This window comes from Bacillus shivajii (genome assembly GCF_020519665.1).
Taxonomy (GTDB): Bacteria; Bacillota; Bacilli; order Bacillales; family Salisediminibacteriaceae; genus Bacillus_CA; species Bacillus_CA shivajii.
Genome location: NZ_CP084703.1, coordinates 3,862,989 through 3,877,965 on the forward strand (window position 1 = coordinate 3,862,989; position 14,977 = coordinate 3,877,965).

Genomic DNA, 14,977 nt, shown 5'->3' on the forward strand with positions numbered 1-14,977 from the left:
AATGAAACAGTATAAATGATCTTTACAATGCCAGTTATTAATAACGACGAGCTTTTTCCAGATTTGCTTCTTTATCCTCATATGCCTTTTGAACAGTAGGTTTCTCAGATACTTCCGCAACTCCAACGTGCCACCATGAACCATAACCATTTGTCATCGTTTTAGGCAAAACTTTTACATCTATGAGAGTGGATACCGATTGTTTTTTCGCATCTTCTAATGCATCTCTCAGCTCTTCTACTGTCTTTACTTTATAGGTTTTTACACCATAACCGGCAGCACTTTGAGCAAAATCAATCGTCATGATTTCACCATCGAGCTTTCCAGTTTCTGAGTTTCGGTACCTGAATTCTGTATTAAAACTTCCCATCCCATTTCCCATCTGTAAATTATTAATACAACCAAAACCAGAATTATCTAGTAAAACGACGTTAATTTTTCTTCCTTCTTGTATACTAGTCACTAATTCAGAATGAAGCATTAAATAGCTTCCATCACCAACCATGACATACACTTCTTTATCTTGTTCAGCAAGCTTCACACCAAGTGCACCAGAGATCTCGTAGCCCATACAAGAATAACCATACTCCATGTGATATGTATTCGGCTGTTTTGAAACCCACATTCTTTGTAAATCACCAGGCAAACTGCCGGCTGCCCCCACAACAATCGAATCATCATCAATTGCTTTGTTTACTTCTCCGATGACTTTTGTTTGTGTCAACGTAGACTGGAAAGCTTCTTTGTACTGATTTAATGCTTCATCTAGTTGACCTGCCACTTCTGGGGTAAAGTCATCTTCCATATATTCAATATCGTATAAGCGAGAAAGTTCCTGTTCCCACTCGTTTTTCACTTTACTAATCGCATCACCATACGCTGCTTGGTAGGAATCCAGAGACAACTCCTCATCTAAAGCCTCTAATGTCAGTTTCGCATCAGCAGCAACTTCTACAGCATCTAATTTTCCAGCATGATAATCTGAGACATTGATTGTTAAAAAGTCGACACCTTCATTTTGAAATAGCTGTTTTGAAGCTGTGGTAAAGTCTGTAAATCGCGTACCAATTCCAATGACTAAGTCTGCCTCTTTAGCAACCTTATTAGCAGCCAAGTTTCCAGTCACGCCAACACCACCAAGGTTATACGGGTGGTTACTCTCGATCACACTTTTCCCGGCTTGTGTTTCAGCAAATGGAATGTTGAACGTTTCTGTGAATTTCTTTAAAGTCTTTGCAGCTTCTGAATAGCGAACTCCCCCACCACTTATAATAACTGGCTTTTTCTTTTTCTTAATAAGAGCGGTCGCTTCTTTAACTGCATCCTTTGAAGGAATACGGCGTTCAAACCGATGCACTCTCTTTTTAAAGAAATATTCCGGGAAGTCCCACGCCTCTCCTTGAACATCTTGTGGTAAAGAGATTGTGACTGCACCTGTATCAGCTTGGTCTGTCAATACTCTCATCGCATTAATTAAAGCAGACATTAACTGCTCAGGTCGATTTATACGATCCCAAAATTTACTGACAGCCTTAAAGGAATCATTGGTAGATACCGTTAAATCATGCGTTTGTTCGATTTGCTGTAAAACCGGATCAGGCTGTCTTGAAGCAAATACATCCCCAGGTAGTAACAATACAGGAATCTGATTTGCTGTCGCTGTCGCTGCAGCAGTTACCATATTAGCAGATCCTGGGCCAACAGATGACGTACAAGCCATGATTTGCTTTCGATGTTTTTGTTTTGCAAAAGCAATTGCCGCATGAGCCATTCCTTGCTCATTTCTTCCTTGATAGACATTTAACTCTCCTGGGTTCTCTTCTAAAGCCTGACCTAAACCGAGTACATTTCCGTGTCCGAAGATTGTAAATACCCCGTCGATGAATTTATGTTCGACACCATCATATTCAACATACTGCTCATTTAAAAATTTCACTAACGCTTGCGCCGTTGTCATTCGAATTGTCTGCATATCGACAGCCCCTTCTAAATAAAGGATTTTGCAAACATAAATTTTTCCTTAAGTTTGCAAGTAGAAATACAATTAGAAAGAGACGCTTCAAAAGGCGTCTCCCCTATTCATTTATACATTACCAGCGTGCGGTAACCATTTTCTTTCTTGTAAAAAATTCTACTCCGTCTGTTCCATTGGCATGCAAGTCTCCATAGAATGAATCTTTCCAACCTGAAAATGGGAAAAATGCCATCGGAGCAGGGACACCAATGTTGACACCTAACATTCCGGAATCAATTTTTTCACGGAACTTACGAACACTGCCTCCATCTTTCGTATAAATGCATGCACCATTTGCAAAGTTAGATTGATTAGCTGTATCAATGGCTTCATCAATATCCTTCACTCGCACAATGGATAAAACAGGAGCAAAGATTTCGTCTTGCCAAATTTTCATTTCTTGTGTCACTTCATCAAAAATTGTTGGCCCTACGAAATAACCTTTGTCATTTACAGCCTTATCTTCTCTGCCATCTCGGACAAGACGAGCACCTTCTTCAACACCTGTTTCAATGTATTTTAATGTACGCTCTTTATGTTCTTTTCGAATGACAGGTCCTAAAAATACACCGTCATCGAGACCATTTCCGATTTCAATGCTATTCGCTTTTTCCTCCAGCTTCTCAACTAATTGATCTGCGATGCCTTCTTGAACAGTAACAACAGCGGCTGCCATACAACGCTCACCAGCAGAGCCAAATGCAGCACTGAAAATTTGTGTTGCTGCTACATCAAGGTCAGCATCATTTAGTACGATAGAATGATTTTTAGCACCGGCTAATGCTTGTACTCGCTTTAAATTTTCTGTTCCTCGTTTATAGACATATTCAGCAACTGGTTGCGACCCGACAAATGAAATGGCCTTAATTTGTTTATGATCGAGCAGTCCATTAACAACGTCATGAGCACCATGAACAATATTTAATACCCCTTTTGGTAAACCTGCCTCAGCAAATAACTCTGCTAACCGTATCGCCAAAAGAGGAGTCCGCTCTGATGGCTTAAGCACAAATGCATTTCCGCATGCAATCGCTAATGGGAACATCCAGCAAGGGACCATCATCGGAAAGTTAAATGGTGTAATCCCCCCTACTACTCCAATTGGATAACGGTACATCCCTGATTCAATACCGGTTGCAATATCTGGAAGTTGTTTTCCCATCATAAGTGTAGGTGCTCCAGCAGCGAATTCTACGCACTCAATTCCTCTTTGAACTTCACCATAAGCCTCACTGTAACTTTTACCATTTTCAACTGTTATAAGTTCAGCTAATTCTTCCCAATGCTCTACGAGTAATTGCTGATATTTAAACAAGATTCGAGCACGCTTTGGTACAGCCACTTGTGACCACGTTTCAAATGCTTCTTCAGCTGCCTTCACGGCTTGATCTACATCTTCTTTTGTTGATAAAGGTACCTCAGCGACTACTTCTCCTGTTGCCGGGTTATATACTGGTTCTTTATTTGAAGAAGCAGAATCTACCCACTCTCCATTTACATAGTTTTTTACCGTTTCTTTTTGAATGACTTTACCCATTTTGCAGCTCCCCTTTTCTTTTGCAAACTGAATGATTCATATGGTCAATAAGTTAGACTAGTTTATTTCTTCTGCTGTTTCCAAAAACTCTTCAATCTCATCAACTGAAGGCATTGCATCTGAACAGCTATGCTTTGAAATCACTATTGAAGCAGAAGCACTGCCTAGTCTCATCGCAGTAGGGACATCATACCTTTTCATCAACCCATACATAAAGGCAGAGGCATATGAATCTCCAGCACCGAAAGTTTTTAATACCTTTGTTTTAAAGATCCCACCTTGATAGCTTTCCCCTTCTTTTGTATAAGCGATAGAACCTCCTGATCCATGTTTAATTACAACGATTTTCGCATGGTAAGAAAACCACTTATCTGCTGTCACTTTGTCATCTGATTTTTCATAGTTTAATAGTTTCTCCATCATGTCAAATTCTTCACGAGTTCCAATAATGACATCGCATTTTTCTGCTGCTAAGTTATAGTAAACAGCCGTCTCGGCTTCAGACTCCCAAGTATAAGGGCGGTAATCAAGATCAAAAAACACAACAACGTCGTGCTTTCTCGCATATTCTAATGCTAAAAATACCGCTTCTCTTGAAGGGCTTTTTGCTAGAGCTGTTCCTGAAATTAACAACGATTTTGATCGCTTAATATATTCTTCAGAAACGTCTGAGGTGTCTAAGTTCAAGTCAGCAACATTGTCTCTGTACATTAAAATACTGCAATCTTCCGGGCTTTTAATCTCTGTAAAGGCAAGTCCGGTTATGGCTCCAGTTGTATCTGTAACCACACTCTCTGTATTAATTTTGTTCTCTTCTAAATAACCTGTAATAAAACGCCCCATTTGATCGTCTGAAACTTTACCAACAAAACCCGTTTTAAGCCCAAGACGAGAAGTTCCAATCGCGATATTTGCCGGGGAACCACCAACATATTTCGTAAATGTTCTTGTTTTTTCCATCGGTCTTAACGTTTCATTCGCATTTAAATCGACACATAACCTCCCAAGACCAATAACATCGAGGGAACGATTTTCTGGAAAAGTAATTCTATTATTCAAGTTAACTTCCTCCTTGCCAGCACATAAAGAGCTTTTATTTTTTCATCACATTTTCAAAAAGCCATTCATGGTCAGGATCATTACGGAACTTCCATGTACGTACAGGCCCGGCCATGACATTTAAGTAGTAAGAATGATACCCTGGAACAGCTGAAACCGGATGATATCCTTCAGGAACCATGACGACATTTCGATGTTCTACTGCCATCGTCTCATCCAACGTCCGGTCGTCCTTATAAACACGCTGGAAAACAAAACCACTGTCTGGATTTATTTCGTGATAATACGTTTCTTCTAAGTAAGATTCCTCATCTAAGTTGTTTTCGTCATGCTTATGAGGGGGATAACTTGAAGTGTTTCCTTCTGGTGTAAATACTTCAACTACTAGTAAACTATCTGCTAGTTCACCTTCAGGAAGGATGTTGTGAATCGTACGCTCCATCTTTCCATACCCTCGGCCTTCTACTCCTACTTTTGCAGGCGGTATTAAACGAGCTTCGTATGTCCCTTTTCCTGGAGCAAGGCATACGGCTAATTCAACATCTGTTAGTGCTTTTACTTCATATTGATCATCATTTGGTACGTAAACAGAATATGGTGGTATCCCATCAAAAACACTCATTCTTTCCCCTATATTTGTAAAAGATTGCTCTTTCGTATGTACATTGGCCTTGCCACTTAATAAAACAAGGCAAACTTCTTTATCAATGGTTTTATTTAGGAGTTCTTCTCCCTCTTTTAATGAATAGACTTCAAAACCAACATAATCCCATTTCGCAGATTCAGGTGTTACCTTTAATATATTTCCGTTTTCTTTCCGGTCATGTGGTTTAATGAGCAAGTTAGCCATTTGTTTACCTCCTCAACCTTACAGGGAAGCATTTTTTATTTATAATGAAGCTCCCATAAGTGAATTACCTATACCTTACTAATACCAGAACCTTTCGCTACATCGCATGAACCGCGAACATCAAATCGTGCGTTAACAATTTTTGATTCAGCCTTTTCATATTCGCCTACTCCGATTTGTGAAAATAACATCCTTACCGATTCATACCCTAATTGTGTCGCTTGCATATCCACGGTCGACAAAGGTGGATCCAGCTCATGTGATAGGACTAAATCATCACTTAAAGCTACGATAGAAACATCTTCCGGCACTGTTAAGTCAAGCTCCTTTAAGGCTCTTGTTGCCCCTAATGCTACTTTGTCTGTATCAGCAATAATCGCTGTAAAACGCTCTTTGTCGTTGTGAAAATTCTCCATGACCTTTTCGTAGCCATAAACACTAGGGTCTTGCTTTAAGCTTTCTTTAAAAATAACCTTTGATAATTGAGGAGACTTATTTAATTTATGAAAGGCTTGCAAGTACCCCTTTTCCCGTACTTTAGATACTGTCATAAGTGTAGGGGCGTTTAAGTAAAGGATCTTTTCATGGCCTTTATTCAAGAGATACGTTGTGATTTCTTCAGCAATCTCAACGTTATTGTTATCTACGTATGGAGCTTTGCCTAAATACTCTTCAGAGGGCTGACCGATAACAACAAAAGGGATATCAAAGTGTGTAAGATATTCCATACGGTTATCATTTGCACGAGGGTCTAATAAAATGACCCCATCCATCGCATCCCTTGAAATATAAGGAAGTTCCAATTGGTCTTGAGACAACGTATCGATTAATATTCGATAATTTTGCAGAGAGGCTTCCGTAATTACACCGTTAATTAAATTAGTATGAAATGTACTTAAAGATAGGTTTTTCGAATACGGTATATTTAAAGAAATCGTCATCGTTTTCTTCGTTACTAAACTGCGGGCGATATGATTTGGTGTATACTTTAATTCTTTTGCTGCTTCAAGTACTCTTTTTTTCACTTTTTCGCTGATCGGTCGCTTCTGACTAAAAACATTTGAAACCGTTCCTTTTGAAACGTTGGCTCTTTTTGCTACATCATCAATTTTAGCCATGAATCATCAGTCCCTTGCTTTCTTCAAAAAAATAGGATTACTTATCGCTTGAGGAGCAAAATGTTGTAGTTGCTTATCTTCTCCCCATAATTCCACACGATAAAAATGATTACTTAAATCGACTTGATATGTCAAATGATGATCACCGTCATTTAATTTATCCTCTACTGTTAATCCGTTTGATGAATAAACTTTTATCGTTCCGCCCTGAAAATTCTTAATGGAAACTTCTAATTTCAGTTCACCTGAGTTCTCATTAAAGGCAACAGTATCTCCCATCTCATAATCATTTATTGCTAAATCAAGAGTTGGCCCCTCTGGAGATGACGAAATAAAGACTTTCCCAAGCTTTATCGCATCTAAAATACCTTCTGGGCTATGGGTTGATGCTTTTATAAATGTAGTCGGACCACCATATCTGATCCATTCATCTGGACCGTGTTTATCACTACCACCTAGTGCAATCATCCTTTTCCCTTGCGTAAGCTGTTCTTGCCACCAGTTTAATGCTCTCAAGTTTCTCTCGCGCCATGGACCGTTCCAAATTTCAACAAAATCAAAATCAAATGCTTCAATCCCCCAGTCCCACCAGCAATGATCGCAATGAGGGTGGTTAACAGAAATAAGCGCTCCATTTTCTTCACCTTCAGCAATGACACGCTTCACATCATCAACCGTTTGACATCTAAAGTCAGAAAACGGCTTGTTAACACCATAAAAATTACTATGACCTCGGTTTGTAGTCAGCTCAACTGCCGGAATAATCACTAAATCTTCCTGAGGTTCGAACGCATAATTTTGGCTAAACGTATTGTGATCCGTTAAAGCAATGTATTCTAATCCTGCTTCTTTTGCATTGTCAATCACTTCTGATAATGAATAGGGAGAATCACTATGGTTCGAATGCATGTGCAAATCACCTTTAATCCATTGGGGTGCTTTAGGCTGCATTTCAATTTTCACTTCAACATTACAAATACCTGTTACTTCATACGCATTCAAGACGACTCCCCAATTTCCTGGAGTAATCTCTTCGATTAAATACCCTGGAGTAGCACGGTCTTCTCGGACAAAAATACTTCTTCTTGCACCTCCACTCCAGCCTTTCATCCCATTTGGACCTTCTAACCCTAGGTCGATTGTGTTTTCGTCTTCATTTTCTACCATTAAGTGAACAGTGATTTCTTCAATTGATTCAGGTACATCAAATGGAAGAGTGATATATTCACCTTGTTTTTCTTCTGGAATGTGTTCAGTAAGTCCCAAGCTGACTTTATCGTTTACTTTCAACTTTTCATTCATCATTCTTTCATCCCGCTTCCTATACCACCTAATCCTTTGTCAAATAGGGGTTGTAATGTGAAATAAAGAATCATCATCGGAATTGCTGCTGTTGTTGCACCAGCCATAATGAGTGACCACTCAATATTATGCTCCGTTTGGAACCTGGCTAGAGCAATTTGTATTGTGTACATCGATTCTGATCTAGCAACTGTCAAATGCCATAAGTATTCGTTCCAGTTCGCTAGGAATGTAAAAATCGCAACTAGACCTAAAGCTGGTTTACTTAACGGAAGGATAATTTTCCAATAAACTTGAAATTTCGTACAGCCGTCAATTGCAGCTTGATCATCCAAATCTTTCGGAATTGATAGGAAATATTGTCTTAATAAGAAGATCGCAAAACCTGTAACAGCTGTTGGAATAATAAGACCTGCATAACTGTCTAACCAGCCGGCTGGACCTGTAAATGGAACATTTCTAATCATCGCAAATAATGGAACAACCATTAATCCAGCTGGAACCATCATTGTCGCTAACACCCCAAGGAACAAGCCATTTCTTCCCGGGAATTCTAATCGCGCAAAAGCAAATGCTGCTAAAGAAGCAAAGAACACATTGATTGCTGTAGCCGTAGTGGCAACGATCACACTATTCATAAATGCTGTTGGCAAAATGGTCCCTTCCCAAATACGGATAAAGTTATCCCACCGAAATTCACTCGGTAATATTTGCGGTGGCCACGCCATGACATCACCTTGACTTTTTAATGCGGTTGTAAACATCCATAAATATGGGCCAACAAACCCAATTAAAACAAGGGTTGCTAATATATAAATAATAATTTTATTTATTCGTTTTTTCCTCGCCATGTTTACTCACTCCTTGAAGAAAGCTTTAAGTTCAACCATGTTACGATGAACAAGAATGGGAATATCAATAATGAAAGTGTAGCTCCATAGCCTACATAGTTAAACTCAAACGACTGTTGCCATACATATTTGATCGCTACGAGTGTACTGTTTCTTGGTCCTCCATCTGTTAATACGTCTACAATAGCAACAACCTGGAACGATCCGATAATTGACATAACCATACAATAAACGGAAATAGGCATGATCGTTGGAATCGTAATTCTCCAAAATTTATGCCATCCATTCGCACCGTCAATGTCTGCTGCTTCGTAATACGATTTCGGCACCCCCTCAAGTCCAGCAAGGAAAATAGGTATGTTATAAGAGGCCCCGCGCCATGCACCAACAAAAATCAAAATCATCATGGCCCAAAAAGGATCCAATAGCCAATTTGGCGGTGAACTAAACCCAATTGTCGTTAATATGTAATTCATAATTCCTAAATTGTGATCAAAGATCCATAAGAAAATCATTGCTGATACAACGTCAGAAGTTACAGCGGGTAAAAAGTAAAATACTTTATAAAAACGTTTTCCTCTAAAAGCTCTATTCAGTAAAACAGCGATAAGTAATGCTGCAAATAAACCTAAAAGCATCGAGCCAACAGTATAAACCATCGTATTTCCAATACTTTTCCAAAACATACCGTCAGACATTAAACGGGAATAATTATCCAGACCGGCAAATTGCGGGGATTCTGGTAATCGATAACGGTGAAAGCTAAGATAAACTAGGTAGATGATTGGAACAAATGAAAACGTAAATAATAAGGATAATGCTGGAAATACGAACATATAAGAGCCAAGATAATCTTTCCATCTGTTTTTCTTTTTCACTTTTGCAGGCAACGGCACTTGCTTTACAGTTTCTGCAGAACTATTTTGCTTTGGTATCATATATGTCACTCCTAATGATAGAGGAGGGTATACGACTAAGTCTGTATACCCTTCCTAGATAATCTCTTTATCCGTTATTGAGCTTCTCTTTCAAATGCTTCTTCTGCTAACCTTTGCGCTTCATTAAATGCCTCTTCGACGTCATCACCATCAAATACATTTCTAAACGCTTGCGCATGAGCTTGATTTGCTTCTGGGAAAGCCTCTAAATAATATTGTTCAGCATATGGTAATGTCTCAACAAATGGTGCTAATAGTGGATCAGCATAAAGCTCATCTTCATATAAATGTTCGACAACTGGATGTCTTCCCATTTCAGCAGCCATTCTGATTCCATACTTGTCAGAAATGATCCACTTCATTAATTCGAAAGAAATCTCTCTATTTTCAGAACCTCTAGGTACGAACATACTTCCTCCACCTGCTACAGAACCTTGGTCAGCTCCAGGAATTGGTGCTGTACCAACTTTGTCGTACATGTCAGGGAATTCATTTTCAATACGAGAAATATCAAATGGACCTGAAACAATTGCTGCAGCACGTTCATTACCAAACATTGCTACAGGGTGATCTGATTGTCTTGCTTGTGCTGGCGGAATCGGTGCAACCCCGTGCAAAGTCGCTACCTCAGTGTATGCTTTTACAACATCTAAGACTGTTCCGTTGTTTAAGTCTGGTTGTAATTGACCGTCAACCTCTTTTAAAACATCTCCACCTTGGGCAACAATCCATCCTTGTAACCCCCATGTACTTGCTGAAGGAACAAATCCATAAACGCCATCTTCAGAGACAGCTTTTGTTACTTCAGTAAATTCTTCTAAAGTTGTCGGTGGTTCAAGACCTTTTTCCTCAAACATTTCTGTGTTATAAAGATAGAACGTCGTATTAATGTCGATCGGTACTCCGTACTTTGTCCCTTCCCAAGTGACGTTATCAATTGCACCTGGCAAGAACTCGTCTTCAGCACCCCACGCTTCCCATAGGTCATCAACTGGTTCTGCTAAACCTTGACTTCCCATAGCAAATGCGTGCTGGTGTGCTAAATCAGGTGGAGCTCCACCATTTACTGCTAAACGAACTTGGTTTTGCATATCTTGCCAAGTATGACCTGCAGTCTCTACTGTAATGTTTGGATATACTTCCATAAACTCATTAATTGCATCCACAACTGGATCTTCATCAACATAGTCTGCTGCTAACCAAACTTCAATTGTTGTATCAGGAAGATTAGCAATTTCTTCATTGTACTCTGGTAAACCGTCGGCAACTAAGTCGCGATCTGCACCAGCAGATTCTTGACCTTCATCTTCTCCTTGGTCTTCACTTTGGTCAGCTTCATCATCTCCACTATCCGTTTGGCTGCTCTCTTCGGCTTCAGAGCATGCTGTGAACAATAACAAACTGAAAACTAAAACAATAGATAGATAGAAAAACCTTTTCATAAATACGTACCCTCCTCTTTTTTTGTATTACTTTGAACCACCACTTCCCATGTATTAAACCGGTTTAAGTTATCGTAAAAAAATATGGATTTTTGCTTTTAATAGTATGTCATGATTAAAGCTGATAGATTTAAACCGGTTTAATGAAAGCGGTTACTTTTAGAATTTACTATAGATTCTGATAATAGTCAACGAGATTTTTGATAATTCTCAATTTTTTTTTCTGATCTGAGATTAGAAAGATCTATTTCATTTCTAAGCCTTTATTCTCTAAACTTCCTTCTATTTTTTTTAAGTTATTAAAGCTTACACTTAAACTATCAAACGGACTGCCTTCACAGTAGTCCTGTTCCACTACATACCATTCAACACCATTTTTTTGTCCCCATGATAGAATTGCCTCAAAGTCGATGGAACCTGTACCGACTTCAGCAAAAAACTCTCTTCCATCTGTTGTCATATCCTTTAGATGAAGGTATGGCGTTCGCCCAGTATACTTCTTAATGAACGATAAAGGGTCACGTCCAGCTTTTTTAATCCAATACGTATCAATCTCAGGATAAATAAAACGATTTCCTACTGGCTCTAGTACATAATCCAGAGCATTTTTTCCGTCAACAGTCGTTTCAAATTCAAAATCATGATTATGGTACCCGACTCTAAATCCTAATGATTCAAGCTTTTGAGCAGTTTCCAACAATTCTCTTTTTGCTTGTTTATATCCTTCTACATTTTGCATCGGCTCTTCCATGTAGTGACAAAAGATATCTTTAGTGTTAAACAATATCGCCTCTTTGATAACATTATCCAAATCATGTTTCATCCGGTCGAGACCAATATGCATTCCTGCTGATTCAAGACCCGTCTCTTTTAATACCGCAGAAATTTCTTCAGCACTGTACCCGAACAAACCATCAATCTGAACTGCTTCCCAGCCTCTCTTCTTTAACTCTCTTAACACACCTGGAAAATCTTCTTTTAATTCGTTTCGAAGTGTATATAACTGCGCGGCATATTTCATCCCTTCCATCATTCCTCCCTATATGTATAAACTTCTTTACCTTGAATCTCTTAATAAATCAACCCAGTCCATCTCATGCTTTGATAAAACAATATTGGTAGCTTCTACGGAAGATAAGAGTTCTTCTTTTGTTTCTGGTCCGATGATCGCCGCAGTAGGGAATGACTGATTCACGACATAAGCTAAAGCAATTTGAATCGGTGTCACTTTCTTTTCCTCCGCCAAAACAGAAGCCCTTTGAAAACGCTCCCAATTTTCTTGACTATAATAGACACGTACCATCTCTTCATTGGAACGATCTTCTGGGCTAAATCTCCCTGAGAAAAAACCTCCCGCTTGTGAAGACCAAGAAAAAACAGGCATCTGTTTTTCGGCATACCAATCAATCCCTTTTTGGTCTAAGGAGATACACCCAGGCCACCTCGGTTCATTGCATTTTGCCAGACTTAGGTTTGGACTACTAAACGTAAATCCAATAAGTCCGTTGGCTAAGGCATATTCATTCGCCTCTTGGATTCGTTCATAAGTCCAATTTGATACACCAATTGTATGGATTCGGCCTGCTTCGATATGTTCATTAAGCGCTTCCATAATTGGCCCAACTTCAACTTCGTGATCATCACGATGCAAGGCATAAAAATCTACGTAATCCGTCTTTAGTCTATCTAAGCTTTCGAACAAATCTTTTTTTATCGAATCTCGTTTCACTCTATTTCCAGGTTCACCATCATCCGGGTGAGCTCCCTTAGTTAAAAGTTGAATTTGATCTCTTTTTTTGCTTTTTTCTAACCATTTTCCAACTACTTCTTCACTACCTTCATATTGGTGAGCAGTATCAAGAGTATTCCCCCCAGCATCTAAATAAGCATCAAGCATTTCACATGCGTGCTCTAATTTGTCTGGATAAAGTTGCGCAGTTCCCATAATCAAGTTCGTGCATTGTTTTTGTATTTTCTGTTTTTCTGTCGGCTTATGAATTTGTACAAGTTGCAATAGAAAACCTCCTTCTAGATCATCAATATGCTAATGATTGTTTTTCATTCATCCTCCTTTACAGAAATCAAACATGAAAGGATAGTCATTAATAAGCTGAAGAACCTTTATCACCATTCATTAAACCGGTTTAATAATCTCTAAAAAAAGAGACCATTGAAGATTCTTCTATTTTAATGTTAAGAATATTATACCTTTTTGCAATAGTATATTTCAACGGAAACTTTGCGAACATTTAAAAATTATCAGTTGGATTTTATACAGTCTTAATGTGCAAACAAAAAGCGGTGCTTCACCCACACCGCTTTTCACTCTACACCTTTACTAAAAACGTAGCCTTAATAGCGGAAGTCTATTCCTTTTTTCCATAGGCTATCTTCTTAAAAAATAAAATTAATAATGGGCCATTCGCTTTTGTCCACTCGCTTTCACCTCTAGGTATAAGTGTGATCGTCCTCGAAAGCTTCAAACACTCCAAAAATCAACCATTTTTATTATCAGAGACTTTCCATAATGTTGCTCGTTGAACAGTACGTGATACTTCAACGCTTCTTTCTGTCGTAATAAATGGCCTTTCCGGCATCATGTTTACACCTAGAAAGAACGCCTTAGAAATTCCTTTCACTTCTACTGTGTCTGTTTGACCGTCATTAATAAAAGATGCTCGTATTTCTTCAATATCTCCAATTTCTGTGTTTTTGGGAAGTTTAACCGTTGTTGAAAAAGGACCGTCTTCTCCGCCATATGCGAGTTCATGATTATTAAATACAGAACTGTACCAATGCTCGACATTGACTAATTTAATTTGAATGTCGACTTTGCCGTGGGTTCCAATATCACCCAAAGTGTATTTACATGTTTGAATATAAAAATAATGAAGCGGATCTCCAAGCTTCTCATTTTTTGGCTCGTGAGGAGCTTCAATTGATATTTGACGTTTTATTTCTTTTGTAGCAATGACATATGTCCAAGGGATGTCATCCATCACAGATTCTCTATTTTCATCGCGCGCAAGACATTTAATAGGCTTTAATAAATAACGATAATCAGATGTGATTTCGTCTGAAAAGTTTCCATTATTTGTCGCAGCTTGTAACACCGGGTGATCACCAAGTACTCGATCACCTCGAAAATCTGTTGTTACATGCTCTGCCCCTTGAAACACTTCTTCTTTATCCTCGTCATAAAGCGGCTCTCCACTACTGTTAACCCTTACACGGTACGTCCACTCTATATCTGTCGTTCGCCCCCATCTCGACATTAACGCCTTTGCTTCTGTTCCACCATCCTCGTGACTAAAAATTGTATGGTATTCAAGAATCATAGAACCATCATCATGCTTGTCACAATAGTAAAAGGATGAAAGCGGTGTATCCGTATTTACACTTTCAAAAGGGGAATCTATGTCACGCCCATAAATTAACGGGGCATTCTTATAAAAAACAATATCCGGATCTGATTCTTTCACATGTCGAATCTCAACTTTATGAACTTCAGCATAAGAAATAAGAGATGAAGACTGATCGTTTTGAAAAACAAACGTCAACTCATGGTCACCTGGTGGTAAGCTTCCTAATAATCTCTCATAAGTAAACACTTCTTCCCCGTAAAAGAGAATGAAATCCTGGTTATACTCCCCATCTACAAACAAGGTGACAAACGCAGACTCTTGGCCTTCTTTCCCCCAATCTCCTCCGGGTACTTTGCTGACAAAATCAATGACCGTTTCTCCCTTCTCTTCTAAAGTAAAGGTTAAACTTAACCGCTGTACTTTATTTAATAAAAATGGAGAATCGGAATATGAAAAAGAAGTGATATAGTTTTCCATGAAAGTTCCTCCTCAAATTTTTTC

At 38.8% G+C, this 14,977-nt stretch carries 12 protein-coding genes; all 12 read right to left on the minus strand.

Annotation, left to right across the window (positions count from 1 at the left end):
• Positions 1-37 precede the first annotated feature (37 nt).
• Complete coding sequence (gene iolD, locus LGQ02_RS18705) at positions 38-1,972, minus strand: 3D-(3,5/4)-trihydroxycyclohexane-1,2-dione acylhydrolase (decyclizing) (RefSeq protein WP_226515796.1); 1,935 nt, start codon at positions 1,970-1,972, stop codon at positions 38-40.
• A 118-nt stretch (positions 1,973-2,090) separates the two neighbouring features.
• On the minus strand, positions 2,091-3,551 hold the full coding sequence (locus tag LGQ02_RS18710; RefSeq protein WP_226515797.1) for a CoA-acylating methylmalonate-semialdehyde dehydrogenase: 1,461 nt from the start codon (positions 3,549-3,551) through the stop codon (positions 2,091-2,093).
• A 57-nt stretch (positions 3,552-3,608) separates the two neighbouring features.
• On the minus strand, positions 3,609-4,610 hold the full coding sequence (gene iolC, locus LGQ02_RS18715) for a 5-dehydro-2-deoxygluconokinase (RefSeq protein ID WP_404802367.1): 1,002 nt from the start codon (positions 4,608-4,610) through the stop codon (positions 3,609-3,611).
• A 34-nt stretch (positions 4,611-4,644) separates the two neighbouring features.
• Positions 4,645-5,460, minus strand: a complete 816-nt coding sequence (gene iolB / locus LGQ02_RS18720; RefSeq protein WP_226515798.1) for a 5-deoxy-glucuronate isomerase — start codon at positions 5,458-5,460, stop codon at positions 4,645-4,647.
• Positions 5,461-5,528: 68 nt separating this feature from the next.
• Complete coding sequence (locus tag LGQ02_RS18725) at positions 5,529-6,578, minus strand: LacI family DNA-binding transcriptional regulator (protein WP_226515799.1); 1,050 nt, start codon at positions 6,576-6,578, stop codon at positions 5,529-5,531.
• 6 nt (positions 6,579-6,584) lie between these two features.
• Complete coding sequence (locus LGQ02_RS18730; RefSeq protein WP_226515800.1) at positions 6,585-7,883, minus strand: CehA/McbA family metallohydrolase; 1,299 nt, start codon at positions 7,881-7,883, stop codon at positions 6,585-6,587.
• Positions 7,880-8,731 carry a carbohydrate ABC transporter permease gene (locus LGQ02_RS18735; RefSeq protein ID WP_226515801.1) on the minus strand — a complete coding sequence of 284 codons (852 nt, stop codon included), beginning with the start codon at positions 8,729-8,731 and terminating at the stop codon, positions 7,880-7,882. The genes LGQ02_RS18730 and LGQ02_RS18735 overlap by 4 nt, the downstream gene beginning before the upstream one ends.
• Positions 8,732-8,733: 2 nt before the next feature.
• On the minus strand, positions 8,734-9,669 hold the full coding sequence (locus LGQ02_RS18740; RefSeq protein ID WP_226515802.1) for a carbohydrate ABC transporter permease: 936 nt from the start codon (positions 9,667-9,669) through the stop codon (positions 8,734-8,736).
• 74 nt (positions 9,670-9,743) lie between these two features.
• The gene (locus LGQ02_RS18745) at positions 9,744-11,111 is read right to left on the minus strand and encodes an ABC transporter substrate-binding protein (RefSeq protein ID WP_226515803.1); all 1,368 of its coding nucleotides are present in this window, start codon (positions 11,109-11,111) and stop codon (positions 9,744-9,746) included.
• 244 nt (positions 11,112-11,355) lie between these two features.
• Positions 11,356-12,144 carry a sugar phosphate isomerase/epimerase family protein gene (locus LGQ02_RS18750; RefSeq protein WP_226515804.1) on the minus strand — a complete coding sequence of 263 codons (789 nt, stop codon included), beginning with the start codon at positions 12,142-12,144 and terminating at the stop codon, positions 11,356-11,358.
• Between the two features lie 24 nt (positions 12,145-12,168).
• Positions 12,169-13,125, minus strand: a complete 957-nt coding sequence (locus LGQ02_RS18755) for an aldo/keto reductase (protein ID WP_226515805.1) — start codon at positions 13,123-13,125, stop codon at positions 12,169-12,171.
• 481 nt (positions 13,126-13,606) lie between these two features.
• Positions 13,607-14,953 carry a hypothetical protein gene (locus tag LGQ02_RS18760; protein WP_226515806.1) on the minus strand — a complete coding sequence of 449 codons (1,347 nt, stop codon included), beginning with the start codon at positions 14,951-14,953 and terminating at the stop codon, positions 13,607-13,609.
• Between the last annotated feature and the right edge of the window lie 24 nt (positions 14,954-14,977).

Bases quoted from the DNA above. Each gene is read 5' to 3' on its own strand.
- iolD (WP_226515796.1), bottom strand. From the start codon at position 1,972: ATGCAGACAATTCGAATGACAACGGCGCAAGCGTTAGTGAAATTTTTA.
- LGQ02_RS18710 (WP_226515797.1), bottom strand. From the start codon at position 3,551: ATGGGTAAAGTCATTCAAAAAGAAACGGTAAAAAACTATGTAAATGGA.
- iolB (WP_226515798.1), bottom strand. From the start codon at position 5,460: ATGGCTAACTTGCTCATTAAACCACATGACCGGAAAGAAAACGGAAAT.
- LGQ02_RS18725 (WP_226515799.1), bottom strand. From the start codon at position 6,578: ATGGCTAAAATTGATGATGTAGCAAAAAGAGCCAACGTTTCAAAAGGA.
- LGQ02_RS18730 (WP_226515800.1), bottom strand. From the start codon at position 7,883: ATGATGAATGAAAAGTTGAAAGTAAACGATAAAGTCAGCTTGGGACTT.
- LGQ02_RS18735 (WP_226515801.1), bottom strand. From the start codon at position 8,731: ATGGCGAGGAAAAAACGAATAAATAAAATTATTATTTATATATTAGCA.
- LGQ02_RS18740 (WP_226515802.1), bottom strand. From the start codon at position 9,669: ATGATACCAAAGCAAAATAGTTCTGCAGAAACTGTAAAGCAAGTGCCG.
- LGQ02_RS18745 (WP_226515803.1), bottom strand. From the start codon at position 11,111: ATGAAAAGGTTTTTCTATCTATCTATTGTTTTAGTTTTCAGTTTGTTA.
- LGQ02_RS18750 (WP_226515804.1), bottom strand. From the start codon at position 12,144: ATGATGGAAGGGATGAAATATGCCGCGCAGTTATATACACTTCGAAAC.
- LGQ02_RS18760 (WP_226515806.1), bottom strand. From the start codon at position 14,953: ATGGAAAACTATATCACTTCTTTTTCATATTCCGATTCTCCATTTTTA.